Here is a 26,240-nt window from a genome sequence, read left to right as displayed (position 1 = left end):
GATTTGATGCGAAGATATTCGTTTTATGGTATTCTGTTGATTGTGAGTATATATTTGATCTGGGCTTATTCCTTTTTAGGTAATTCTCCTGAAGAGAAACCTTTTGAGATCAGTTCGTACTCTTTCGGTAAGGATTCTGGCGCAGGGAATTTAATTGGAGTGGAACCTTTTATGGTTTCTGGAGATTACTCGAATCAAAAAAGATTTTTGGAGAAGACTGAGTCTTATCTGCTAACGGCAAAAAAGTCTGGCTGGATCTCTAATCGGACAATTTTCGTTTTTCCGGAATATTACGGCACTTGGCTAGTTGTTTCTGGTGAAAAATCCTCTTTATATACTTCCACTGATCTACAATCCGGGATGATCTATTTTATACTTCGAAATCCTTTTTCTTTCTTATATCATTTCCTGACTTCCAAGGAGAATGATAAGATACAAGCAGCTATATTTAAAAGTAAGGCAGAAAAGATGAAGGAAATCTATGAGAGTACCTTCTCAGCTCTGGCTTTAAAATACCAGGTCACTATATTGGCCGGTTCAATCGTTTTACCTTCTCCTTCTGCTCAGAATGGAAAGATTATATTGGGTCCTTCTTCTTTATTCAATACGAGCTTTGTATTTGGAAAAGATGGTTTTGTTCTGGGGGAGCCAATTCGCAAAAAATTTTTAACGGAAGAAGAGAAGCCATTCTTAGACTCCAATTTAAAACCCGGAACAGTCATCGACACTCCTGCAGGAAGAATGGGAGTTTTGGTATGCGCAGATTCTTGGTATCCCGAGTCTTACACAAATTTGAAGGTATCCGGTGCAGATTTTATTGCGGTCCCTTCTTATATAAATCGAGGAGAGACTTCTGTTTGGGACCAGGCTTGGGCAGGATATAATGGGGAAAAAAATCCCGCCGACGTAGATCCAAAAGATATAGGAAGGATCACGGAAGGGCAGGCTTGGAAAAAATATGCATTGGAAACTAGAGCTGCTAGATCCGGATTTAAGAATGGGATCAATGTGTTTTTACAAGGGAAGCTCTGGAATTTGGAATCAGATGGCAAGGCATCTATTTTGCGAAATGGAAAACCGGAAACGGTTCCAGTATCTGAACATAATAAAAATAGAATATATAATCTTTGGCTTTAGGACTTAAGCTTACTTAAAAAATCGGAAAAGACTCCACTGGTAGGGAGGAGTATAACTTCTCCCCTCTTTAAAGGAACCTTAGGAACCATATATTCCACTCCGGCAAACCAAGGAAGGAAATATTTGCTGAGTGCCATTACTCCGGAAACATCAAATCCAGTAGTGGCGATTACTTTAATTCCTTCGAATCCGTCTTGATAGATCTTACGAATCATCCAAAGTCCCGAGGTTTGGGTTTCCATTGTAATATCGGTGATGATAGCTTTTAGTTTATGTTTATTCGCAAGATAAAGATCCCAACCTTGGGAAGCATCTATAGCACGTAGGACTTCGCATCCATTTTCCTGCAGATAAGTTTTGAGATTATTAGCATAACGATCGTTGTCGTCCACTACAAGAACTAATGGTTTCAAGGCAGCATCCCCGCTCCAGCGTATTGGTTATCAGTAAGTTTCCTATAAAGACCGTTCATTTCCATTAGGGAAGTATGATTTCCTTCTTCTACAATCCTTCCATTGTCCATAACAAGTATACGTGGAATGTCTTTGATTGTGGAAAGTCTATGAGCGATCACGAATGTAGTACGGTTTGCAAATAATCTTCGGAATGCATCGCTGACCAGCCTTTCGGACTCGGCGTCTAATGCAGATGTTGCTTCATCTAAGATCATAATTTCAGGATCTCTTAATAAAGCCCTTGCGATTACAAGTCTTTGTCTCTGTCCGCCTGAAAGATTTAAACCTCTTACTCCCAAAATACTATCGTATCCATTGTCCATTTGTTTGATGAAGTCATGAGCGTGAGCAAGCCTCGCAGCTCTAATAACATCTTTTCTGCTGGCTCCAGGTTTTCCATAAGCGATATTATCTGCGACTTTTCCATGGAATAGAAAAATGTCCTGAGTTACGATCCCGATCTTATTACGAAGATCTGCAAGAGAAAGGTCTTTGATATTCTGTCCATCAAACTCTATCGATCCAACGCTCGGATCAAAAAATCTAGGAATTAAGTCCATCAGCGTCGACTTACCACAACCACTTGCACCCACTATTGCGATTGTTTCTCCCACTTTCACATTCAAGTTGATATCTTTTAAGACTTCTGCATTCGTTCCTGGATATGCAAAGTTGATCCCTTTGAACTGGATGGAATTTGTGACTCTTTCTACTTTTACTTTTTCTTCTTCGCTATGATCTTCCGTTTCCAGATCTATGATCTCGAAGATCCTTCTTCCTGCGATGATCGCTTGGGAAATTTTTCCCACCATTTGTGATAATTGTGTTAATGGGCGGAGAAGGAACAGTAATGTCAGAAGGAACACCATGAACTGTCCCACTGTAAATGGAGAACCAATATTTCCTGAGAGAATATACCTTGCACCTAATGCAAAAAATCCAAGCGCAACTAAGGAAGAAGTTAGTTCAACTAAACTAGGCGCAATCTGAAGATAGTACTGCCCTTTAAAATTCCTACGATAAACGTTCTGATTGATCTTCTGGAATTTTTCCTTCTCGTATTTTTCGGTATTGAAAACACGGATCACTTTAATCCCCGAGATCATCTCTTGGAGATTCGCGTTTAAGTCCGCAAGTTTCTCCTGGAATCTTTCCGTGGATCTTGTAATCTTTTTGGTGAATAATGTTACAGGAAGAATGACCAAAGGGACGATCCCGCACGCGATAAGAAGAAGTTCCGTATTCAGATAAAGTAATACTAATAGGTGAGTTATTACATAGAAAAAGTTGATCGTTGCGTCTCTAAAATTGGAAGAGATCACCGCTGCTACAACTTCTACATCGTTGATGATCCTGCTCATCAAGAGTCCCGTTTTTTCCTTAAAGAAAAACGTAAGAGGAAGCATTTGGTTCTTCTCGAATAATTCCTGCCGAATATCTCGGACAGCCCAATAGCCTGCAGTGGCAAGGCAATATACAGAAGCGAGATAGGTGATAAGTTTTAGTCCGTACAAAGGAAGGATCAAAAGACAAACTGCCCAAACCACTTCCTTAGGTTCCATATACTTAGTACGTCCGTTAGACCATCTTTTAACGTCGATGAGAACTTTCTTGGCCCTTTCTACGGGATTTAAACGGATCTCTAAATTGGATTCTTCTTTAGTGATGATCTCTTGTTCTGCTTCCGTAAATTCGAATTGGAAGCGAGTGTTTGGATCCGCGGCCATTGTATCGAAAAGTGGAATGATAGACGTTAAGGAGACTGCATTCAAGACTGCAGTTAGAAGAGCGAACGCAATACCTAATGAAAATCTGTACTTATAACGTACTGAATAACTCATTAAGCGGAAAAAAATTTTCATTTGGTTTATGCTTCTGAAACGATTCGCGAAAAGTTTCTCACCAATTCCAAACCGTTTTGTGTCATGATAGACTCCGGATGGAATTGAACTCCATATAAATGAGGTTTTGTTTTATGACGCACACCCATAATAATTCCATCTTCGGTCTTAGAGGAAACCTCTAAAACATCAGGAAGACTTTCCGGTTGGATCACTAGTGAATGATATCTAGTAGCTAAAAATGGAGAAGGCAAGGACTTATAGATATCCTTACCGTCATGTTCTATCAAGCTTACTTTTCCGTGCATGATAGTCGGAGCGTTTACGATCTTTCCGCCATGGACAAGACCAATGGCTTGGTGACCTAAACATACACCTAAAATCGGTAATTGTCCTGCCAGTTCTTTTAAAATATCAATACAAACTCCTGAATCCTCAGGACGTCCTGGCCCCGGACTTAATATGATCCCTTTCGGAGCTAATCTTTTGATCTCGTTCAGATCGATTTTATCATTTCTGAAAACTTCTACCTTATTGCCAATCTGCGAAAAATACTGATACAGATTGTATGTAAAAGAATCGTAATTGTCTACGAGAAGGATCATCTATTCCATTCTCCTTTCAATCCGTTCCTGGCGAAGTCCACTGCTCGGAGTAATGCGGCCATTTTATTTTTGGTCTCTTCTAATTCGCCTTCCGGAGAAGAATCGTAAACCACTCCGCCACCTGCTTGGACGAATGCCTTCTCGCCGTAAAAAGAGATGGTGCGGATTACGATTGCCATATCTGTATCTCCTTGGTAGGAAATATAGCCTAAGGCTCCGGAATAAATTCCTCTTCTGGTCCTTTCCAGTTCGTCTATGATTTCCATAGCTCTGATCTTAGGTGCGCCTGAAACTGTTCCTGCAGGAAGAGTTGCGCGGAGAAGATCGTAAACCGATTTTCCTTCTTCTAAAATTCCGGAACATTGGCTCACAATATGCATAACGTGAGAATATTTTTCTATAATTTTAAAATCTTCTACTCGAACACTTCCCGCTTCACAAACTCTACCTAAGTCATTTCTTCCTAGGTCTACTAGCATGATATGTTCTGCTATCTCTTTAGGATCCGCTAAAAGATTCTCTTCTAAAAGTCTGTCCGCTTCCGGATTAGCTCCTCTTGGTCTCGTTCCTGCAATCGGTCTTAAGTAAGTTTTTCTATCCTTACATTTTACCATGATCTCAGGAGAAGATCCTACCAAGGAAATATCATCCAACTTTAGGAAATACATATAAGGACTCGGATTTACAGTTCTTAATCCGCGATAAACTTGGAAAGGAGGAACACCAGGTCGGAATTCCAACTTTCTGGAGGGAACTACTTGGAAAATATCTCCCGCGTAAATATATTCCTTCGCTTTCTGAACCGCTTTTTTATAATCCTCATCCGGAATATTAGGAGTGTATTCTAACTTTTCCTTGGATTCAACCGGATGTGCTACCCAACCAGGAAGTTCGCCTTCTCTGATCTCTTTTTCAATTGCATCAATTCTTTCTAATGTAGCTTCATAACAAGCTTTGGGATCTTTGTATTCTGAAAGACGTGCGTTTACTACGATCCTTAAAAGACGATCTACATGGTCGACTACTAGTATCTCATCGTATAACGCGAAATATGCATCCGGTGCCGGTTCATCTTCTGGCTTAGTATCTGGAATATTTTCATAATAACGAACAGCGCCGAAGGAAAGAAAGCCAACCGCTCCACCTTGGAAAGAAGGGAGTCTATGATCCGGAACGTATTTGTCGTCTCCCATGGAATATTCTAATAGGAATAAAGGATCGTAGGTAATTATTTCTGTCTCAGGTTCTTTTCTTTTGGAAACATAGAAAAGACCGTTTTTTCCATAAAGAAGTCTATAAGGATCTTTTCCTAGGAAGGAATTCCTACCTACATTCTCTCCACCTTCTACTGATTCTAGAAGAAAAGAATGTTTGGCCTCAGTGCCTCCCCATTTTGCAAAAAGAGACACCGGGGTTTCCAAATCCAAGAAGACTTGTTTGAAAACCGGGATCAGATTCCCAGATTTTGTTTTCTCCAGGAATTCTTCGTATGTTAAGGAAAATTCCTTCAGAGGTTCGGTCCTTCTATCCCTTTACCTTCTGTAAGATAACGAGAGATGATCAATCTTTGGATTTGAGAAGTACCTTCGTAAATTTGGAAAATTTTAGCGTCTCTCATCAGTTTTTCAACTGGATACTCTGAGTTAAAACCGTAGCCGCCTAAAACTTGAACTGCGTCAGTCGTAATTCTCATACAAGCATCCGCGCAGAATGCTTTAGCGATAGAAGCTTGGTATGTATTTCTAAAACCGTTATCGATCAACCAAGCTGCTTGGTGACAAAGAAGTCTTCCTGCTTCTATATCTCTCGCCATCTCAGCGATCATAAAAGAGATTGCTTGGTTTTCAATGATAGGTTTACCAAATGCAGTTCTAGTTTTAGCATATTCTAATGCATGCTCCATAGCAGCTCTTGCAACACCAACTGCTCCAGTAGCAACTCCAGGGCGAGTATGATCGAATGCTCCCATTGCGATCTTGAAACCGTCGCCTTCTTTACCGATCATTTGGCTTTTGTGGACTTTTACTTCTTCGAAAGTGATCCCTCTGGTGTCAGAACATCTTTGTCCCATGTTCAATTCTTTTTTGCCTACAACCACACCAGGAGTTTTGGAACTAACTATAAATCCTGTGATACCTTTGTGACCAGCAGCAGGATCGGTCTTAGTAAGAACGAAGAACCAATCCGCATAACCCGCGTTAGTAATCCACATCTTAGAACCGTTGATAATATACTCGTCTCCAACCTTTCTTGCAGTAGTGCGGATACCTGCAACGTCAGAACCAGCGCCAGGTTCAGTAACTGCGTAAGCGCAGAGTTGGAATTGTTCAGTCATAGGCTGAACCCATTTTTTCAGGACTTCATCACTTGCTCCGATAAGTACCGGTGCTAAAGCCAAGTTGTTTGCGAGGATGGCAGTTGCCATCGCTGAACAACCCCAGAATAATTCTTCTCCGATGATTGTATCATCTAACTCGGCCATTCCGGCTCCGTTATATTTTTCCGGAATATGGATATTCATTAAGCCGATTTCCCAGGCTTTCTTCAAGATCTGAAGAGGATATTCTCCCGTTTTATCATGATGTTCCGCTTTTGGGCGAATCTCATTTTTTGCAAAATCTCTGGCAAGACCTCTGAGCGCTTTTTGATCGTCTGAAAGAGCGAAATCCATTATAATTATAACCTTAATTGGAATGAGGGTAATCTGCGGGAGACGCGATGTATGAACCCTGGGAACAGGTTCTAAGCGGAAGGGTACCGAGTCAAGAACGTACGATTGGATTAGAAGAGATGAGAAGAATCCGGAAATCGTTTAAATGCCGAAAGGACGGCATCGGTTTGAGGGCTCTCTTTTGGAAATAAATTTCCATTAAAGATATTATGAGCGAAATACTCTCTTCCTCTAAGACCCAAATGAGTTTTTAATTAGTTCCATGTTAGAGATTTCAAATCCTTCTTTTACAGATGTTTTATAAAAAAAGAAGAAGGCTAAATTAGCGAAATTTTATATAAACTTTTGAATTTTGATTGTGGGTGGTCTGTACTTTTTCGGATTATCTTTTACCTTGGCCCCGGGATTTTACCGAGGTCAAAACAATTAAAAGGATGTTCCATGAAAAAACTAGTATTAGCGCTTACCACTATTTCACTCGTTGCTGCTTTCGCACTAAGCGCAGAAGAGAAAAAAGAGGCTCCTAAAAAAGAGGAAGCAAAGAAAGAAGCACCTAAGGCCGACGCTAAGAAAGAAACAAAAAAATAATCCCGAAAGGGTTTATTGACGTCGGCACTGGATATAAGAGTGCAGCGACAAAAAGGGCCTCCCAAAAGGAGGCCCTTTTTATTTCAATATAGCTAAAGAAGAACTATCTGTTGTCAGCTTTCAAAAAAGGATCCGGCAAGGTTTAAGCCGCACCGGATATAAGAGTGAAGCGACGATAGGAGTCCGAGGACTCCTGTTTCTTATTCATAAGATTATCCCCTCATTGTCAGCCATTTTTTCCCACAGGCTCATTTCTGCCCTTTTTGGCCAGGCATGCGTAATTGCGGAATATTTATCTGTTATAACATATCTTTTGATTGTAAAACAGATTCCTCTTTGATATGTTCTTTTACACACCGGAAGCAAAAACGGAAGGTGGAATTAAGGAAAAGGATGAATTCCAAATGAAAAAACTAGTATTAGCAATCACCACTTTGTTTCTTGTAGCGGCTTTTGCGTCTAGGTTCCCAATATTTGGGATTTCATAAAATGAGCGGACCTTCTGCCTAACTCCAAAGCTAATCTTCCGTTTTCCATTTTGTTGGGATGAAGATAAGGAGTATTGGTAACCACTCTGATAATTTTTTTACCATACTTCTTAGCTAATAATTCCTTAAGATCTTTGGTTTCACTTGCGATTACACTCACGCAAGAATCGAAAGCCCTCATTAGAATTTTATCTGAAACAGGTTTACGGTTTTCAATGTCGTGAACAACGATCCTTTTGATACTTGGATCCAAAATAAATTCTTTGATAGGCTCTGCATCTGCAACTCCGCCATCTAAAAATTCCTCACCTCTTAGGTTTGGAATTTCAAATAGAATGGGGAAGGTCATGGAGGCCATGATCATATCTACGATATTTCCTTCGGTCTTTAATTCTCTAATACCTTTGGTAAGATTAGAAACTGCGATTCCCATCTTGATAGGCATATCGGAAATATCCTTACCTCCCAAGTAAGGCTCCAGTAAAGACCTGATCTTTTTACCAGAAAGAAGGCCTGAATAATTTTTAAGTCCTTTTCTAAATGGTTTTAGGAACTGACTGAAAAAATTTCCGTCCCAGAAATCGCTTTTTTGCAAAGTAAGAATGAATCTTGTGATCTCTTCCGGAGGAATTCCTGCGGATATTAAGGAACCGATTAAAGCTCCCGAGCTAGAACCTGCGATTGCTGCAGGTTTAAAACCAATCTCTTTTAGTCCGAGCGAGAAACCAGAGTGAGCGTAAAAACCGAAAAATGCAGAATTCAAAGCCAATGCGTCATACGATTTTTTAAAGATAAGATTCGGCGATTTTTTGGTGGCCATTGCGAATTTCTTAATTTAGAGGGGGACTTTGTCCAGAATTTTACCTTAACTTTTAGGACTTTCGTTTTGTGAATTTGGAGAATCAGTCTTGAAACAATTCAATTCCGGGAGTATCACTATGGCATGAGCTATCGAACTTTTTACGTTACCACGAAGAACGAAACCGAGGCCTTACAGATCGCGGAAACTTTAGTGAACGAAAGACTGGTCGCATGCGCCAATTTGATCCCTGGTATGAAATCTATTTATAGATGGCACGGAAGATTGGAGCATAATCAGGAAACAGTTCTTTTGTTAAAAACCAAAGATTCTGAGGCGGAGAAAGTCGTAGCAAGAATTTCTGAACTACATAGTTACACGGTCCCTTGTATTGTTTCCTGGGAAATCAAAGAGGCGAACCAAAAGTATTTGCGTTGGATAGATTCGGAAATCGGAAAATAATTCTTTCCCTTTAAACATTCTTTTCATACATTCGGATATTTTTATCGAGTCTCTTGGTTGGAAATTCCGAGAGATTCGTGACTGAGGCGGATGAATGGAAGAAAAAGCGGAAAAGTTTTGGACCTGGTTTTCCCAAAACAGCCGGTATTATACTAAACTAGATGACCTGGATGATAAAGAAAGAGATCGCCTTTTGGACGATCTAATGGATCGACTCCAGGAAGTGAATTCCGAGTTTTTTTTCGAGATCGGCGGGGGAGATGAGAGTCCTCATGAATTTACTGTCGTTACAGCTGGGGATGAGGATCTGTACGCTAAAGCGGAAAGATTTGTAGATCTCGCTCCTGAAATTTCAGGTTGGGATGTGTATTCCGTAGATCAATACCAAGAAAAAGGCACAGTTATATTTCACGAAGGTTTAGAATTGGATTCAGAGGAGATCTGGTTTCTACCTTTAGAGAACACAAGTCTTCCCAAAACTTTTGGAGTTCGGATTTGTTTCCCTGATTTTCCCAATGTAGAATCCAATCCTCATCTCAAAAAGGCAGTGGGCTTATTATTAGAGGCTCTTCTTGGCGAAGATACATATACGAAAGAAATCGGATATTACGACATTGGAATGCTTCCCGACGATCCAGAAGAAGAGGGATTTATAGAATTAGTAGAATTGCCTGATTATATCCAATGGAGAAAGGAAAGAGAGGCATAAAAAAAGGCGGGCAAGCCCGCCGTTAAAAAAGGGGAATGGAAAACCGAAATTAATTCTCCGATTGGATCACTAAAGTGGTTTGTGGGGTTTTGGAGTGTTTCACATCCAGACCATAAATCAGCACAGTCGGCACCGAGTATTGTGAATCGAAAGTATCGATTGCAATCGCGATCTTATTTCCTGCAGGAACATCATAAGCTACCGCATTTAGATCGATAGACATATCTTTTGTTTCATACCATCCCGCATCGAAAATAGTCGATGTACCATGAGTGATCAAGGTAGCGGTGCCATATTTGTCTACATCGTAGAAGTAAACGTTCACGTTAGCCTTTCCTAGGCTGGAAGAAATTCTTCCGTTCCAGAACATTTTGCCTCTGATCTTCAATGTAGAACTTAGGTTAGAAGATTGGTAAACGATACCGTTCACTCTGCTGACTAAACCTAAATTGGTTGTTACAGGAATATCTGCGTGAGACGCAAGAATATCTGCAAGCAAAGGAAATCCAGTGGTAGCAGCAGTGTCCGCTCCGGAAAGAATTCCAGTGTTAGTAACAGTAGTGTTTTGGCTTGTGCCTATCTCTCCGTTAGTAAAAAGACCTCTCGGTTTCAGATAAAAAGTTTTATCGGAAACAGTAGGAGAAGGCCAAGAAGGAAGAGTCACTCTAGGTCCAGCAAAACGTTTTTGGAAAGTAACCTGAGGTTTGTCCATGATCCCGTTATTAGTCCCTTTCAACCAATAATCGAACCAATCGTATGCGTTATCCCAAACTGTACCGGAAAAACCGAGAATGCCTCCAATTTCTGCAGAAGCATGGATCCCTTCGTTCATTAAAAGTTTTTTAGGAACAGTGATCTTAGAATAATAATCCAAAACCGCGTTCGGGTTAAATAAGTAATCCTCGAAGTTATTCGAGATCATTACTGACTTGCCCGCAGAAGCATTCAACTGTCCTACAAAAGTTTCTGGAGAACGATCTGCCGCCCAAGTAGTCACTGCATCGATATCAGTATGTTGTAGAAGTTTTCCGAAATTCTGTGCAATGATCGGATCAGGTTTTCCTGTTATATAACTGGAAGCAACCAGCAATAATCCCCAGATCAATCTAGGAGTATCATTGCCGTAAAGAGAACGTTTGAGATTTCCCCAACCGCTCATTGCAACAGCAGTTTTAATTCTAGGTTCAGTACTTACACCTGCTAAGGAAATTCCGGCACCATAAGAGATACCTGAAATACCGATATTTGCGGAATCGGTTTGAGTGTTTGCAAGCAACCAATCGATAATTTTGCTTAGATCTGCTCTGTCTTTTGGACCAGCAGTATCAATGAGTCCTCCGGAAGCTCCAAAACCTCTTGTGCTATAAGAGAGAACAATATATCCCTTCTTAGCAAGTTTCGCAGCAGGAACCAGATACTCGTATTTGTTCAAAGCCCAGCTATTAACGAAAATTATAGTTGGGTATTTTCCGGTAGGGGAAGGGGTAGAAGGTGTGAAAAGGCTAGCTTCTAACACAACTCCATCGTTCGCAGTTACCTTGATGGTATTGTCGAAAGTAAAACTTCCGTCACTCTCTTGGGCAAATGCATTTTGGATTTGACCACTGGAATCTTCTAACTCGGAAACTCCTTTATTTCCGGCAGCTTGGGCCAGGCTTGGATCTAAGGAAGCTAAGAGAGCTGCAGCTTCCGCATTTTGAGAAGAATCACTTTTACAAGAGTAAAAGGATCCTCCTAGGCTCAGCGTTAGTATGCAAAATTGCATAACTAACGTTCGGTATATTTTTCTCATCACTATTCTCCATACGCTTTTTCAGTCTTTGACTTTTAGCTAATTTATGGAAAAGGAGTATAAGACAGTTATCAGTAGGGGTCGTCTTGGATTCGAATCTTAGACAAATTAAAAGGTCTTAATTTTTTATTTAAACAAATTTGAAAGAAAACGTTCGTTCAATTAAGAAACTTTGGATTTCCTAAGATACTCTCTTGGGGAAACACCTTGTATGGATTTGAATGCAAGATTGAAAGTTGCCTTAGAGTTGAAGCCGGATCTGTATGCGACCGAGAGAATATTGGCTCCTTCTTCTTTTTGTAATATACGAACGGCTTCCGCTACTCTGAAACCGTTTACAAACTTAGCAAAATTTGTACCTTTTCTCTGGTTTAGAAATTCTGAAAGTTGATATGGTTTGATATCTAACTGATTAGATAGTGTAGAAAGAGACAGATCTTCCTGCAGATACAATTTTTCTTTTGACATCAAACTTTCTAAACGATTTTCCAGATCAGTCGTGTCCACACCTTCTAATCTGGAATTACGATATGCATCTCTCATCGAAGGCCCCATCTCGCTGAAAACTTCGGGAGCATAAATCTGCGCTAGATAACCTGCGACTGCATAGATAACAGTGCTCAAAACTGAAATGAATAATAAATTAATATCTCTAATCAAATAAGAAATAACAAGGATGGTAGTTACACTTCCGCTTCCAATTACAACGAACAGAAGTATCCTTGCGCCAGCATCTTTTCTCAATCTTTCCAACCGGAAAGCCGCTCTCGTTTGCCAAACGATAGAAGAATAAAATACCAAATTTGCAGAGTAGGCACCTAACAGTAAGACATCTGACCAACTTGTGGATTTTTTTTCGAAATAATCTACCGGTTTGCTTAAAAAGATTTGAGGTAAAACTAAATATAGAATAGGGAAAAAGATAAGAAGAAGTATTCCTGGAAGATAAAAACTTCTTTCGAATGCTGTGAACTTCTCCTCTCGAACAGTAACAGAGTATAAACTATACATTCCAGGCCCTAAAAACCAGGCGAACGGAATATGAAGATGATTTAAAAACGAAGGTTCGAAATAAATCCCTTTCAAAAGAAAATAAACATATAAGAACTGAATCGAAACACAAAAAGATAATAAAGATAAGATCCTTAAACCGGCGTTTCTCTCAGGTCGGAGTAGGCATGCCACAGAAAGAAGCATGCAGAACAGAACTCCGAAAAATACGATCTCATGGAAATGAGGAACCACGAACTAATTGGATGAATTTATATCGCCTGCTTGTCAAGTTCTTACGTTTAGAATAATGCCTTCAAATCCCTTTTCAGGGAGGAAACTTGGGTCGTTTTAGTCTAAAAATATCTAGGAAAGAGACCCGTTTTTAGGATTCCTTTCTAAGTTTTTGGGAAAATTCTTCGAAACTATTAGTATGGCATTCAGAGGGTTTCTTCTTCTATTCTTCTTAATTCCCTCTTATATATTTTCCGAAACGCCCGTGCTGTTCCGATGGAAAATGAAATCCGGAGACGATCTGGAATTGAACGAATACCATAGAGTAAAGGCTAGACAAGGCCTTAGAGTTATTAATAGAGAAGATAAAAATCGTATTTTGTTAAAAGCTACTTCCTGTAAAAAGGAAGGTTGCGATTTTTCAGCCATATTCGATACGTATATTAAATTTCCTGAATTAGATCCCGCATTCTATAAAGACAAAACCTTTAAAAGTAAATTCTTTATTTCAGACACAGGCCAATATACTGTTCCGCCGGAATATAGTATGCCAAATCTGAGATCATTGCCTAGTTTTTCTGCGAAAGAGGTAGGCGTAGGAGAAGAATGGACTAAACCTGCGTCTGAAAGTTTTCAGTTCCCTACGGCAAGAATAGAGATCCCAGTCCAAGCAAAGTATGTTTATCAAGGAAAGGGAGATTGGGAATACGCAGGTAAAAAAGGGAATGCAGATCTAATTGAATATAATTATAATTTAATGAAAGAATCAGATCCTATTGCTCAGAATATTCCTTACAAAATTTACGGTTTTGCAAAAGGAAAAGTGTTTTTTGATTCTGAACAAGGTGTTCCTCAATATAAGTATGTTCAGCTTGCCTATACATTTGTATTTCCGAATGGGATCGCTCAAGAAATGTCTTTCGAGATCCATGGAGTATATTCTAAACAAAATTCCGTTACTGAGAATGATAAGGATAAAATTGCAGAAGAAGTGAAAAGGATCCTTGGTCCTTTTCCGGAAGGAAGTACTTACCCTAAAAAGAAACCTACTGGCAAAAAAGGAAATGGATTAGAATGGCCAGAATGGGAAGGCAACCAGGAAGAAGAAGTTTCAGATCGTGCACCTGTTGAGATCAGAAAATCAAATGAAGGTGTTGTACTTTCTTTAGATAATCTTCTTTTCGATTATAATAAGTCCGAATTAAAGCCGGAAGCAAAAAAGGTTTTGGAAAGGATTGCTGATGTTCTTAAAAAATATCCAGAGAGAGAAATTCGAATCGGCGGACATACAGACGATAAGGGTAGCCAAGAATATAATCTCAAACTTTCCCAAGATAGAGCATTATCGGTTCTGCAAGAATTAAGAGATTCTCATGGAATAGAAGAAACTAGAATGTCTTATAGAGGTTATGGTAAATCTCAACCCGTAGCCGAAAATTCCACAGAATTAGGCAGGGCTAAAAACCGAAGAGTGGATATCACCATCGTTTTAGAATAATTTCGGTCTTTGCCCTTTTGAAAAATGTAGGAATTAAAAGTAACCTTCACTTTCGCATTCGTTCAAATGATTATTTTCCATTAAGCAAGCAAGAAGGATATTATTATAGGATTCTGTTCCGGGTTCGTGAGCGCCAACGGCTTGGCAAACCGCATCTCTCATTATTTTTCTTCTATCTTGGCAGCGTTCTACTGGATTACTTCCGCAGGAAATAAAACCGAATATTAGAATAAGACAAAATACAAAATTTCTAACTTTCATTCTTTTCACCTATTTCTGTTTGGATTGGCAAGCGGATAACATAACGAAGGATATAAAAAAAGCAAGGAGTTTTGGCAAAAAGAGACGCGGAAACTTTGTTATAAAACAAATTCTATTCGTGAATATATCCCCAACTTTCTAATACTTTTCTGACTTCTTTTCCTAATGCAGCTTGCTCAGAAGATTCTGAATTTCCAGAAAGTCCTGCATCATTATAAAAATAAGGTATTTTAGAAGTTTTGAATTCGTAAGGGAGTTTTGCAGAAGCAACAGACTCCGGAGAATCTCTATAAATTTTAGAACTTGCTTCCGATAGAATTCCCCATTTTCCGGATTTATAATCCTCTTGTTTTCCATCTTTTAAAATGGACAAACGAAATCCAAAAACGGGTTCTACTGTATAGAAGGAGATAATACTTTCTTTACCAGGGACTTGCTTTACTGTGAGAGAGGCAGATTTTGTTTCTAATCTATTTTCAATAAACGGAGTGTCTGATACTATTTTATAAATTCCGGCTTGGATGCTGATCTCTATCTTACGAATACATTCTTTTTCGCAGGATGGCAATCTGAGTTTGAAAACATTCTTCTTTAAACTATGGGAATCCAATTCCTGTCTAGCTTTCGTTAGAAGCTCAGAACTAACAGAAGAAAGATTTTGTAATTCTCCCGGATCTGAAACTAAGGAATAGAGTTCTTCAGGCATTTTATGAGGTTCGCCTTCTTTGGTTCTTCTCACAAAATCATAACCTGGATATCTGCGGATCAGCTTATATTCTTTGGTACGAATTGATTCTGAAAATCTGCCTTCAGTGTATACAAATTCTTCGGATTGTGGACCTTCTTCTCCATATATCGCTTTGGAGTAATCATTTCCATCGCAAGAATTTTTATCACAAGGAAATCCTAATGCCCCTGCTAAAGTAGGGAAAAGAGAAAGTAATGAAACTTGTTCGGAGAAAATTCTTTTTTCAATATTTGACTTTGCTGATGCGGGTGGATGAATGATCCACGGAACTTTGATCTCTTCGTCGTAATGTGTTTCTCCGTGTGCATGCAAATTTTCTGCCACGAAATGATGATGATAATAATGCTCCATGGACTGTAATTCTCCATGGTCTGCAACCACTGCGATCCAGGTTTTATCGAAAGCTCCTGTCTTTTTAGCCTCTTCTATAATTTTGCCTATTACCTCGTCCGTATATAAAATCTCTGCCATATATTTTCTTACATAAGGATCGTAGCTATTCCAGATCTTTGGATCTGTTTTCTTTGCTAAGATATCCATGTATTTTCTTTCAGGTAGATAAGGGTAATGAGGAGTATTGATGTTAATATGGAGAAAAAATCTTCTGCTTTTATTTTCTTTCAGGAACTTTATAGATTCTGCAAGTATTAGTTCAGTATCATCCTTGTCTTTTCCGGGTTGGAATAATTTATGAAATCCCAGATCTACACCTACTCCTGTGTAATCCAGAAGAAAGACATTATTCATAAAGCTTGCTGTTAGATAACCTTTAGATCGAAGATGATTCGGAAGTGTTTCCGGTTTTTTAGAATAGAATATTTTTCGATGAAGGTTACTGGAGTAGAACCAAGCATTTCCAAGACCCAATTCTGACGCGATCTTAGATGTAAAAAAGGAGATCATACTCGGCTTAGTCCAGTTTCCATTGGAAAAAGCATTTTCGAAAATTATGGAATCGGAAGCTAGCTCGTCCAAATAAGGACTGGTAGGAACAGCAGAACCTCCGAAACCCAAACGATCCGGCCTAAGTGCATCCACCACAATCAATATTACATTTTCTTTAGGTCCCCAAAGTTTTGGGTCAGCCACAGAAGCGTATAATGTAGGTTGTCCTACAAATAAAAGATCATTTTGATTTTTGGGAACCCATTCAAAATTCCAAACGAGTGAAGGATTCTCTTCTAAAGATTTGGAAATAGATTCAGGGATTTTGATCTTATGATCAATCCATTCTCTTCCTTGGCTTTGTATGTCCTCGGAGAAGATGATAGAATCTCCTAATTTTATGATTAATTTTCCCGAGCTTGGAACATTTTCGCCTAAGGAAGAAAGCGCAGTCGTCGAGAGATCTAAAACAACATTTTGTAGATCGTAAAGTTTGGCGCCAGGGATGGTGAATTCTGAAGAGATATTGCAATCACCATTTTGAAATAAAAGCAAACTATCTCTGGATTCGTTTAGCAGAGTTTGTTTATCTTTTAAGATAGTGAGTTGAGTGTTTCTCCATTTTTCATTCAGAGGAAGCTCCGAATATCGGGATGGATTTTTTTTATAATGATAAGAGATCTTTTTAATGGCTTCTTCTGAATTTCCTTTGCAAACACTTCCGGACTTTTTTAAGGAGCGTAGTCCATCCCAAACAGGGATTATTGTCTCTTCTTCGTTTGAGAAAGATCCTGGAAAAATTTGCCTACAATCCTGTAAGACAAAACAAAGCAAGATTGGGATCAATATCCTAGAAAGTTTGGAACCAAAAGAAATCATGAGAACAAGGACAGAATTTTATCCGAGGGGTCCACTTACAACACTTATCATCCGGATGAACACCATTCAGTGAACGCTTGTTTGAGCGAACAGAACGTTCGTTACTAAAAATTCAATGGACCTGTGGGATCGGTGTCTAAAAAATAGGGCCATAGAAACGATCTTCGATCCTTCGAAGGTTTTTAAACCAATCCAAAGGAAAAGGATTATGGCAGAAAAAGGCATTTCAAAAGACCTGATCGGCACAAAACTCGACTCCTACGAATTCGACGTAGAAAGAGGAAAGATAAAAGAGTTTTGTCTAGCGATCGGCGAAAGCAATCCGATATACTTCGATTTAGAAGCGGCAAAAAAAGCAGGATATGAGGACATTCCAGCTCCTCCTACATTTCCTACAGTGATCCAATTTTGGGGATATCCTAAAATTTGGAAAGATATGGAGAACATGGGAGTTGATACTTCCAGGATTCTACATCTAAAAGAAAGATATAATTATGTTAAAACTCTTTATCCTGGTAAGGTTTCTTCTCAGGGAGAATGTGTTAACGTAACTGTTGGTAAAATGGATACTATGACTTTCCGCACCACAATTCGTAATGCGAAAGGTGAAACTGTGATTGAAGCAGAGATGTCTATTTTCATCCGTAAACCGGAACAGTGATAGGAGGATTAAGATGAGTAAGATTGAATTCGACAAGTACGAAGTAGGACAAGAACTCCCTCCTTTAAAAGTGGATACTATTACACATGCACATTTAGTGCGTTATGCGGGAGCAAGTGGTGACTTTAACCCGATTCATAATGATCCGGATTTTGCTCGTAAGACCGGATTAGATGGAACTATCGCTCATGGTATGTTCGTAATGGCTCAGATCGGAAGACTTTGCACTTCTTGGGCAGACCAAAAGCAGATTAAAGAATTCGGAGTCACTTTCAAAGCAATGACCAAGCCTGGACAAAAGTTAACTTGTTCCGGTAAGATCAAACGTAAGAAAGAGGAAAACGGAGAGAAACTTCTTACAGTAGCTGTAGAGGCTGCTGACGAGTCCGGAGAAGTGAAAGCTTCCGGAGAATTAGTAGTTATCTGCTAATCTTTTCGTTTATCCGAATGTTAAAAAGGCCTCCGACCACGGGGGCTTTTTTATGCCCACGGTTAATTCTAACTCAAAAATGAATTGTTCTTCTTTTAGAATTAGTTATGCATATTGTCCATGATAAACGCGGCAAAAAGTGTACAGTTCTTCGGGATCTTTTTATTGATAGAGGGACTTCTCCTGGTTACGATCCCAAATCTTTTTCTAAGTATAATCTTATTAAGTGCTAGTGATGTATGGGTGAGAGTAGTTGGTCTTACTCTAATCATATTAGGATACTTTTATTTTAAAATGGGCCAGGATAATATTCGCCCTTTCTTGAAATTGACAACTCATTCGCGAACTTTTCAGTTTATAGTTTTGGTACTATTTGTATTACTCGGATGGATCCATCCAATGATCTTATTGCCGAGCGGATTTGAATTCTTATGCGGAGTTTGGACCTTCTCACTTCTGAAAAAGGAAAAAGTTTAGATCTAAGCAGGATACTCAGGAGTTTCTCTGGATTCGATTGCGATGATGGTGATGTCATCGTATCTTTGCTCGTCTCCCCTGGATTTTTCTTCCATCACTACTAAGTCTTCTAATAGTTTTTGCAGACTTATATTGGAGAGATTGGAAGCTCTTGATGCAATTGTTTCCACAGTGCTCCATCTATTTTCCTTTCTTCTGTTCTCGATAAGTCCATCAGAGAAAAGTAATAAACGGCTCCCCGTAGGAAACTTATAGGTAGAGAATTCAATCTCCAAGTCATCGAATAGTCCTAATATTGGACCTGTCTTATGAAGTAATTCGTAATTACCACCAGGAGTAAGTAAAACCTGATCCGGATGTCCCGCAGAAGCGTAGAGGACTTCTTTTTTTTCTAAATAGATATCAGCTACAAAACAAGGGAAGATACTTTCTAAGGTATCGAATTTCCTTAAAAACCTTCCATTCAATTCTTTTAATACATGTGTAGGGCAGGGGAGTTTTTTCAACTCTTCGTATTCAGTCTTTAAGGCCATGGTCATAAGACTTGCCTGCACTCCATGTCCGACGGCATCTGCTAATAACACTCTTACTTGGCCAGGGTTGATCTCTGAAATATCCAAGAAATCTCCACCCACTTTTTCTAAAGGTTTGTATACGTAATCGAAACGAATTCCTTTGATCTCTCTTTCCGGAGGAGTAAGTATTTTTCTTTGTACGTTTTGAGCGATCTCTAATTCTCGATTGATCTGCTGTAGAGTATCGTTTAAGGTTCTGGTTCTATCTTCTACCTTTTGAACCAACTTTTCTTTCATTTCGAAAAGTTCTAAGTTCATGGTTTGTAGATCTTCTGTTAGGAGTTTTGCTTCTTTATACTTGGAAGAACGATCTGAAGCGATCACCAACGACTGCAAGAATACGAAAAGTACAAGTGCAATATGGGAAACCTGATGAGAAGAAACTTTTAGGATATAAGTATAGAACAGGTCGACCGCTACTCCTAAGAATAGTATTCCTGAACCATATAGTATATAAGAAGAATTGTTTTCTTTGTCGAAATCTATTCCAAAGATCACATAGATCACATAACCGATCGTAATACCTATAAATAAATGGAAATAAGCAACCTTGCTGCTATTAAATTCCAAGGACCCGAATAGGGTTATTAAGATAAACAGGGAGATGATCGCTAAGGAAATCCTTATATATAGTTTGGATGCGTAAACCGTAAATGTTTCATAGAAAAATAGAAGATACAATCCGGTAGCACACATCATGGAAATCTGCTCTATCATCTGTATTCCATTCTGATTGATAGAAGGGAAAAATTCCATGAGAAGTCTTGTATTTGTAACAAGTGTCCTGATTCCGATCGCCATACTCATAAATCCAAAATACAAGGGGGCCTTGCTGGATCTTAAATATAAATATAGAGAGATATGGTAGAGACCCATTATCACTAAGCTGGAAAATGCGAAAATATCCGTGAAGATTGTCCTGGTTCTTGTGGACAACATCACTTCAGAAGGACCCAACTTGACGGGAGAGCTGATCCCACCTTGCCTTGCAAAATTATTCGCAACAAAAAGTGAAATTTCTATCTGGCTAGAACTTGGAACAAAAGAGAAGGATCTAGGCTGTACTCTTGCCACGCTCGACTGAGTAGAAGTAGATGGGCCTCCAGATTCTCCCTGGAACTCTCCATCTAAGTAAAATCTGTAGGAACTCCAAACAGTGCCTAAACCTAAAGTGAGAACCTTTCCTACCCAAACATCTGGTAAAAGAACTTTGAGTCGATAGGTTGCATAACCTAATCTATCATAAGATGGATGTAGTTCAGTTTCCCTATTCCAGGAACCGGGAACAGTCATGTTTCCATGAAAGGACTCTAGGATTCTTCCGGGTTCTTGGCTCCAGAAAAATTCCCATTCTCCGGATAGATCTACTGGACCAGAACTGACGCTTTGGATACCTCTCAGGTCGATTATACCCTTGTACGCGCGTAAATTTTCTTCCTTATGCCATGGAGTGAGAGACAAAAGGAAAATGAGGAAACCGATGGGTCCTAATAAAAAGAATAAGTATTTTGCCGTGTGCATTGAGCAGGAAGGTTGGACCATCCTCCATCGGATTATATTTTCTCGTCAATCCTTCTCCGACTAACAAGAGTATTCGAGAGAATTTTGGAAAATAATAATTTCCAAACTCAACCCTGGAATATTTGACCTTCTACTTTTTGCTTGGATTCCGTAAATACGAAAGAAGCGGCCCTGAAATATGCCAGGGAACTTCAAAGATGATTAGAGGAAAAAAACCGAAGAATTATACGTCCAATCCGTCGTTTTTTCGTAAAAAAGAAGTATTTTAGCAAATCCGCTTAAAAACTGAAATTCATGTTGCCATGTTGATCCTCCGGAAGAGCATGAAAAAGGCCGATACGAATCATAGATATGAAACGTTTTCATTTTACTAGAAAGTATTCTATTTTAGCTAGCGTTACACTCGTATTGGCTTTGTATTCCGCGTGTTCAGGGGAGAAGGACGAGCCATCTATTTTGGAAATCAGAGATTTATTGGACTCCGGTCATTTAACGGAATCTGTTCAGAAGGCAAAAGACAAGGCATTGATCACAGGAAAAATGGACCAGGTCCATTATCTGAGAGGTTGGATCCATTATTTACGCAAAGAAGATCCTTCTGCGGAGAAGGAATATAAACTTTGTTTAAAGGAAAATAAAAACTCGATCGATTGTCTAAGAGGTCTAGCTCAAATCGAAAAACATAAACAGAGTTATGAAAAGGCTGAAACAAGGTATAAACAAGCCTTAGTAATTGCACAAGCCACCAAAGACCAAGAATACAGTTCCATGTTACTTACCGATTTGGGAAATTTGGCTCTTTCTCAAGATGAAAAAGAAGAAGCAATGGATTGGTATAATAAATCCATTCAAGTAAAACCAGAAGGATCTGCGTATTATGGACTTGGTTTTGTGTATCTATTGAATCGAGACAAGATAGCTTCTATTCAAACTTTAAAGAAAGGATTAGAAACTGAATACAGAGATCTAATTATCAAAGCGGAAACCTATTATCTTCTGGCAAAGTTACAAAACGATTTCGAAAAAAATCCTAAGGCAGCAAGTGAGTCTGCAAAAAAAGCCTTCGAATTATTCCCTGCAATGGAGAAATACTCAAAATCTTGGGAACAATATTCCAAACTTTCCAGTTCTAAATAAAACAGGGCCCAATGAATTTTCTCAGAACAATATGGCGTATCATCCATAAACAAATCATTTTACCTTTTCAAGAGTCTTATGCTCCTATTCACGAAGTTTGTTTAGGGACAACGGTTGGTCTGATATGGTCCATGACTCCATTGGTTGGAGTGCAAATGTATTTGGGACTCGGAACCTGGTTGATTCTTAGGTTGTTCCGCATCCGTTTTTATCTTCCAATTGCGATCGCAATGATTTGGATCACAAATCCAGTCACTCTCCCATTTTTTTATTCATTATTCTATTGGATAGGAAAGCAGGTTTTACTTTTAGTTGGAATTCCTTTCCAACAGATTAGTTTTGATACGTTATTAGCCATCTCTAAAGAATCGGAGTCTATGGATTTAATCAGTGGATTGTATCATTGGACAATTTTCTTATTTGATAAGATGGGTCTTCCAATGTTCGTAGGTGGTTTTGCTTTTGGAATTCCTCTGGCTTTGCTTGGATATCCGATTACCTATCGTTTATTAAATTCGTATAGAACCAGAAGGGCGGAAGAAGAAGGTATCAGCCTTCAGGAATGGGAATTAAAACACGTTAGAAAAGATGTGGGATTGTTCGCCGCAAAAACGCCTTAGGTTCATCGTATAACATTCGTTCTTTTCAATATATTTTTTCCTATTTAAACATTATTAGTTGTCCGAATTCGTTTCGGATTAGCATAGTATTTGTTACTCGAATTCAACCCGGGAGAATGTATATGATTCGTCGATTCTTGGCCTTTTTCTTTTTTATGGCCATCTTATGGAGTCTTCCTGTTTCCGCTCAAAAATTTGAAACAGATGCGGACCTAATGAAATGGATTAAGTCCTTAAAGTATGAAACTAACTTGGTTCCTCTTGCAAATAAAGATGGAAAGGTGATCGCAAACATCCAGGTCCCTAAAGGCTACAAATATTTAAATCCACAGGATAGTAAAACTGTATTAGAAGATGTTTGGGGGAATCCTCCCAGTGAACTTGGACTAGGCATTTTATTTATCGCTAGCGAAACTCCATTAGATCTAGGATCATATGCGATCACCATTGATTATGTGGAAGAAGGTCACGTAGATGATGAGGATTCCAAAGAGATTAAATACGACGAATTATTATCAGAACTGCAAGAAGCTTCTAAAGAAGAAAGCGAGCAAAGAAAAAAAGACGGCTACTCTGGATTAGAATTAGTCGGTTGGGCTTCTGCTCCTTACTATGATTCTGCAGCAAAAAAATTACATTGGGCAAAAGAATATAAATTCGAAGGAACTGAAACTAACACTCTCAATTATAATATTCGAGTTTTAGGGAGAAATGGTTATCTTCTACTTAATGTGCTCGGAGACATTTCTGTTCTGAAAAGAGTAGAAGGAGATGTAGGAAGAATTCTAAAGAGTGTGGAATTCTCAGAAGGCAACCGTTACGCAGATTACGATTCTAAAATAGACAGCTTAGCAGCGTATGGAATTGGTGGCTTGATCGCTGGCGGGCTTTTGAAAAAAGCTGGATTGTTCGCAGTGATCGGTGGCTTCTTATTAAAAGGAGCAAAATTACTGATCCCAGCTGTGATCGGTTTATTCTATGCAGTTAGAAGATTTGTTTTTGGAAAAGGAAAGCAAGAAGATACAGCTGCAGGATCTTCCGATAAAGAAACCTAAACAATTCCTAAAAGATCAGAAAGCGTCTCCGCATCGTACTTAGATTTGCCGGAACCGCTTTCTGCTTCTGTGATTAAGGAAGCGATTTTACGATTGATCGGTGCCTTATGACCGATCTCATCTGCTAAACTGATTATCTCTCCATTCAAATAAGAAATTTCTGTCTTTCTTCCATGATGTAAGTCTTCCCACATAGAAGATCTTGCTTCGGGATCAATTTTGACCATAGAAGAGGCTACTCTGAAAAATAGAAAGTCCGGCAAGCCCAAAATGATTGGAGCAAGCCAAGGGATCATCTTGCCCGCGCTTGCAGGTTGGATCCCGGAAAGTTTAAGTATTTCCAAACCTTCTAAGATCATAGAAGCTAAAATTTTTCTGTATGTTCTTTGAGATAATTCTTCTCTAAGAGGAACGCCAGCGAGTGCGTTTAAGCTATTATTTAAATTGAAAAGAAGTTTTCCCCAAAGAATACCTTCCATGTTTTTATGAACGATAGAAGATAATCCTGCTTTTCTAAGGCAAGAATGGATCTTGTTCCCAAATTCATTTGATTTGATTACAAGTTCACCGCTTGTTCCTTGATGGAATTGTCCCTTTCCTTTCGCCACAACATTGAAAGGGACCATGCCCGGTAAGTTTCGATCGTTTAACTCTGGCAATACGGAAGCTAATTCTTTTGAATTTCGAACCCCATTCTGAAAGCTCAAAACGATAATTTTGGATAATTCTTCAGGCGAAAAAAGAGAACGGATGGATTTTCCTGCTTCTATTGTATCTTTACTTTTGACTGTGATCAGAAATACATTCGAGTCCTTTGCTTCTTTTATATCGGTAACATACCGAACTTGGCTTGGGGCGAGTGTGAAGGAATTCCCTCTATAGTCGCTGATCCCTAATCCGAATAATTGAATCTCTTGTTTTAATCTTTCCCTACCTACAAATACTACAGGATACCCTGCTTTTACCAAGTAAGCTCCGATATATGTTCCTATACTTCCGGAACCCAAGATTGCAAATTTCGGGGAAAAACTCATAAGCGGAAAGAATGAAGAATATTAGAAAAATACCAAGTATAAAATCGGTATTCTACTCTTAGATTTGGGCATAAAAAAAGCCGGAGATAACCCCGGCTTTTTTCAGACTCAACGTTCGAAATTACTGATTAGATTTCGCGTTAGAAGCCATTTTCAGGAAGTAACCTTCCACGTCAAACCAAGGTTTTCCGGAACCCAAGGTATTGGAAGCTTGGATATGGTCCACACCAGTTACAAGAAGTCCGTAATCAGGTCCACCTTTGAAGGTTCCCCATTTCAAAGAAGTATAAGGAACGAGTCCGTCGCAAGTTCCACCTTGTCCGTTGAACAATCCTCCTGCAACACATGCAGGTTGGATAATTCCCATTAAAGGGTGTTGGATTAGGTCAGGAATAGTGATGTAAGATCCGTAAGAGAAATACTTAACAGAAGAAGCATCAGGGGTACGGGTATTGAAAGCCGCAGTTCCGCTGGTAGTTAAGGAACCGAGTGCTGCAAGAGCGTCTTGGTTTCCGCCACCATATACTAATTTAACTACAACACCTAAGACACTGCTAACGAAAGGTTTGATCCAATCAGGAAGAACAGTAGTAACGATATCAGCGATTGGGGATCCTCTGTGAGGAGTGTTCAAAGTAGTTAAAGTAGAAACTTTAGAAGAAAGTCCTAAGTTGGAGATAGCATAACGGCTATCCAATCCACCTTGAGAGTGGCCAAGAATATGCACTTTGCTGAATCCGTTTGCAGCCATATAAACAAGAACCTTGTCTTTTAGCTGAACACCACGAGTCTCATTTGATTGAGCCGCAGTTTTTGTAGGAGCATATACTGTTGCACCTTGGGATGTCAGATAGGAATCCATTCCGCCCCAATAGTTAACGATGCTGATGATGCCGGATGAATCAGTTCCCCAACCGAAAAGTCCGTGGGAAAGAATGATTGGATACGATCCAGCCAATGGTTTGGAGGAAGATCCTCCCCCTGAAGCGAACAACGTGCCGCTACACAAAAATAGGAGTAATACCGCTAATCCTAATTTACGCATTTGAGTTTACCTCTTCACTATTCTCTTGCTGTCTATATGGTCTCAGATTGAGATTCGCTTAGTTTTAACTTGTTCGCTTTTTTATCTGTATCACTCGGTACAAAACCGAGCTTTTGAAGATTAAATCCAGAGGCAAAGCTGTCAAGATAAAACGTTCGAAAAAAGTGATGATAAAATAACGTTTGATATAGAACTAATTTCTTTTTATAACGGTCGGTTTTTTATAAATATTCCTTTAGGGATAGGTAGGGTGAGGGAGACTTCACGAAGAAAAATTCAAATTTCCAAGGCTGACTAACGTTTTTCCGAAAGAAGGACCACTCGTTTGGAAATTATTTTCTGACATTCCTGCGAACCTCTGAATAAAAAGCCCGAGATTGTGCATACGTGCAGGACTAAGACGGAGAGAAAATAGATCTTGTTCTACTTTGGTGAGATGAGGTTAGGGGAAGAATACTTTAATCAATTATCGGGATTGTTAAGCTTTGTTGAGTGTAAGGCGAAGATTCGCATATCCATCTGGATATTATAAAGAATTTTTCAATACTAACTTATATCAAAGAAATTTTCTATTTTGTAAACAATTGTTCATCTATATTCAAAAAAATTGAAAAAGATTGACTATGGATTATTATACATTTTC

Annotated in this window: 24 protein-coding genes; 11 read left to right on the top strand and 13 right to left on the bottom strand. The window is 39.1% G+C overall.

Annotation, left to right across the window (positions count from 1 at the left end):
- Positions 1–6 precede the first annotated feature (6 nt).
- The gene (locus B1C82_RS09090; RefSeq protein WP_086447283.1) at positions 7–1,137 is read left to right on the top strand and encodes a carbon-nitrogen hydrolase family protein; all 1,131 of its coding nucleotides are present in this window, start codon (positions 7–9) and stop codon (positions 1,135–1,137) included.
- Here B1C82_RS09090 and B1C82_RS09085 read toward each other — a convergent pair.
- The 5 genes from B1C82_RS09085 to B1C82_RS09065 all read right to left on the bottom strand — a co-directional run bounded on the left by B1C82_RS09085 (position 1,134) and on the right by B1C82_RS09065 (position 6,709).
- A complete protein-coding gene (locus B1C82_RS09085) occupies positions 1,134–1,550 on the bottom strand; it encodes a response regulator (protein ID WP_086447282.1) in 417 nt (138 codons plus the stop codon). The genes B1C82_RS09090 and B1C82_RS09085 overlap by 4 nt on opposite strands.
- Entirely contained in the window at positions 1,547–3,454 is a 1,908-nt protein-coding gene (locus B1C82_RS09080) for an ABC transporter ATP-binding protein (protein ID WP_086447281.1), read from the bottom strand. Before B1C82_RS09080 ends, B1C82_RS09085 begins: the two co-directional genes overlap by 4 nt.
- A 5-nt stretch (positions 3,455–3,459) precedes the next feature.
- Positions 3,460–4,038: an anthranilate synthase component II gene (locus B1C82_RS09075; RefSeq protein WP_086447280.1), complete on the bottom strand. Its 579-nt coding sequence runs from the start codon at positions 4,036–4,038 to the stop codon at positions 3,460–3,462.
- Positions 4,035–5,459, bottom strand: a complete 1,425-nt coding sequence (gene trpE / locus B1C82_RS09070) for an anthranilate synthase component I (RefSeq protein WP_199775747.1) — start codon at positions 5,457–5,459, stop codon at positions 4,035–4,037. Before trpE ends, B1C82_RS09075 begins: the two co-directional genes overlap by 4 nt.
- A gap of 86 nt (positions 5,460–5,545) precedes the next feature.
- Positions 5,546–6,709: an acyl-CoA dehydrogenase family protein gene (locus tag B1C82_RS09065; protein ID WP_086447278.1), complete on the bottom strand. Its 1,164-nt coding sequence runs from the start codon at positions 6,707–6,709 to the stop codon at positions 5,546–5,548.
- A gap of 441 nt (positions 6,710–7,150) precedes the next feature.
- Here B1C82_RS09065 and B1C82_RS20665 point away from each other — a divergent pair, with 441 nt between their 5' ends.
- Positions 7,151–7,297: a hypothetical protein gene (locus B1C82_RS20665; RefSeq protein ID WP_167373755.1), complete on the top strand. Its 147-nt coding sequence runs from the start codon at positions 7,151–7,153 to the stop codon at positions 7,295–7,297.
- A gap of 459 nt (positions 7,298–7,756) precedes the next feature.
- Here the strand turns inward: B1C82_RS20665 and B1C82_RS09060 are convergent, their stop codons facing one another.
- On the bottom strand, positions 7,757–8,605 hold the full coding sequence (locus tag B1C82_RS09060) for a patatin-like phospholipase family protein (RefSeq protein ID WP_086447277.1): 849 nt from the start codon (positions 8,603–8,605) through the stop codon (positions 7,757–7,759).
- Between the two features lie 123 nt (positions 8,606–8,728).
- Here B1C82_RS09060 and cutA point away from each other — a divergent pair, with 123 nt between their 5' ends.
- Complete coding sequence (gene cutA / locus B1C82_RS09055) at positions 8,729–9,046, top strand: divalent-cation tolerance protein CutA (RefSeq protein WP_086447276.1); 318 nt, start codon at positions 8,729–8,731, stop codon at positions 9,044–9,046.
- A 94-nt stretch (positions 9,047–9,140) separates the two neighbouring features.
- Positions 9,141–9,755: a hypothetical protein gene (locus B1C82_RS09050; RefSeq protein WP_086447275.1), complete on the top strand. Its 615-nt coding sequence runs from the start codon at positions 9,141–9,143 to the stop codon at positions 9,753–9,755.
- A gap of 49 nt (positions 9,756–9,804) precedes the next feature.
- Here the strand turns inward: B1C82_RS09050 and B1C82_RS09045 are convergent, their stop codons facing one another.
- A complete protein-coding gene (locus tag B1C82_RS09045; RefSeq protein ID WP_086447274.1) occupies positions 9,805–11,520 on the bottom strand; it encodes an alpha/beta fold hydrolase in 1,716 nt (571 codons plus the stop codon).
- Between the two features lie 189 nt (positions 11,521–11,709).
- On the bottom strand, positions 11,710–12,744 hold the full coding sequence (locus B1C82_RS09040) for a helix-turn-helix domain-containing protein (protein WP_086447273.1): 1,035 nt from the start codon (positions 12,742–12,744) through the stop codon (positions 11,710–11,712).
- A 199-nt stretch (positions 12,745–12,943) separates the two neighbouring features.
- On the opposite strand from B1C82_RS09040, the gene B1C82_RS09035 reads away from it, so the two are divergent.
- Positions 12,944–14,269 (top strand): OmpA family protein, encoded by a 1,326-nt coding sequence (locus B1C82_RS09035; RefSeq protein ID WP_411550316.1) that lies wholly within the window; start codon positions 12,944–12,946, stop codon positions 14,267–14,269.
- Between the two features lie 33 nt (positions 14,270–14,302).
- Here B1C82_RS09035 and B1C82_RS09030 read toward each other — a convergent pair whose 3' ends face one another.
- Complete coding sequence (locus B1C82_RS09030; RefSeq protein ID WP_086447272.1) at positions 14,303–14,530, bottom strand: hypothetical protein; 228 nt, start codon at positions 14,528–14,530, stop codon at positions 14,303–14,305.
- A gap of 112 nt (positions 14,531–14,642) precedes the next feature.
- On the bottom strand, positions 14,643–17,042 hold the full coding sequence (locus B1C82_RS09025; RefSeq protein WP_086447271.1) for a sulfatase family protein: 2,400 nt from the start codon (positions 17,040–17,042) through the stop codon (positions 14,643–14,645).
- A 208-nt stretch (positions 17,043–17,250) separates the two neighbouring features.
- On the opposite strand from B1C82_RS09025, the gene B1C82_RS09020 reads away from it, so the two are divergent.
- The 3 genes from B1C82_RS09020 to B1C82_RS09010 all read left to right on the top strand — a co-directional run bounded on the left by B1C82_RS09020 (position 17,251) and on the right by B1C82_RS09010 (position 18,610).
- Complete coding sequence (locus tag B1C82_RS09020; RefSeq protein WP_086447270.1) at positions 17,251–17,703, top strand: FAS1-like dehydratase domain-containing protein; 453 nt, start codon at positions 17,251–17,253, stop codon at positions 17,701–17,703.
- A 13-nt stretch (positions 17,704–17,716) separates the two neighbouring features.
- Positions 17,717–18,133, top strand: a complete 417-nt coding sequence (locus tag B1C82_RS09015; protein WP_086447269.1) for a MaoC family dehydratase — start codon at positions 17,717–17,719, stop codon at positions 18,131–18,133.
- Positions 18,134–18,253: 120 nt separating this feature from the next.
- On the top strand, positions 18,254–18,610 hold the full coding sequence (locus B1C82_RS09010) for a hypothetical protein (RefSeq protein ID WP_086447268.1): 357 nt from the start codon (positions 18,254–18,256) through the stop codon (positions 18,608–18,610).
- A gap of 2 nt (positions 18,611–18,612) precedes the next feature.
- Here the strand turns inward: B1C82_RS09010 and B1C82_RS09005 are convergent, their stop codons facing one another.
- The gene (locus tag B1C82_RS09005) at positions 18,613–20,706 is read right to left on the bottom strand and encodes a PP2C family protein-serine/threonine phosphatase (protein ID WP_086448534.1); all 2,094 of its coding nucleotides are present in this window, start codon (positions 20,704–20,706) and stop codon (positions 18,613–18,615) included.
- 351 nt (positions 20,707–21,057) lie between these two features.
- On the opposite strand from B1C82_RS09005, the gene B1C82_RS09000 reads away from it, so the two are divergent.
- The 3 genes from B1C82_RS09000 to B1C82_RS08990 all read left to right on the top strand — a co-directional run bounded on the left by B1C82_RS09000 (position 21,058) and on the right by B1C82_RS08990 (position 23,518).
- On the top strand, positions 21,058–21,843 hold the full coding sequence (locus tag B1C82_RS09000; protein ID WP_086447267.1) for a tetratricopeptide repeat protein: 786 nt from the start codon (positions 21,058–21,060) through the stop codon (positions 21,841–21,843).
- Positions 21,844–21,854: 11 nt separating this feature from the next.
- Entirely contained in the window at positions 21,855–22,463 is a 609-nt protein-coding gene (locus tag B1C82_RS08995) for a DUF2062 domain-containing protein (RefSeq protein ID WP_086447266.1), read from the top strand.
- Between the two features lie 122 nt (positions 22,464–22,585).
- On the top strand, positions 22,586–23,518 hold the full coding sequence (locus tag B1C82_RS08990; protein WP_086447265.1) for a DUF2167 domain-containing protein: 933 nt from the start codon (positions 22,586–22,588) through the stop codon (positions 23,516–23,518).
- On the opposite strand, the gene B1C82_RS08985 is transcribed toward B1C82_RS08990, so the two are convergent.
- A complete protein-coding gene (locus B1C82_RS08985; protein WP_086447264.1) occupies positions 23,515–24,552 on the bottom strand; it encodes a 2-dehydropantoate 2-reductase in 1,038 nt (345 codons plus the stop codon). The two genes, B1C82_RS08990 and B1C82_RS08985, sit on opposite strands and share 4 nt — an antisense overlap.
- Positions 24,553–24,673: 121 nt before the next feature.
- Positions 24,674–25,597 carry an esterase/lipase family protein gene (locus tag B1C82_RS08980; protein ID WP_086447263.1) on the bottom strand — a complete coding sequence of 308 codons (924 nt, stop codon included), beginning with the start codon at positions 25,595–25,597 and terminating at the stop codon, positions 24,674–24,676.
- Positions 25,598–26,240: the final 643 nt, after the last annotated feature.

Source organism: Leptospira venezuelensis (genome assembly GCF_002150035.1).
Lineage (GTDB): Bacteria > Spirochaetota > Leptospiria > Leptospirales > Leptospiraceae > Leptospira_B > Leptospira_B venezuelensis.
Note: the sequence above shows the minus strand (reverse complement) of the source record. Positions and strands in the feature narration are given on the sequence as shown.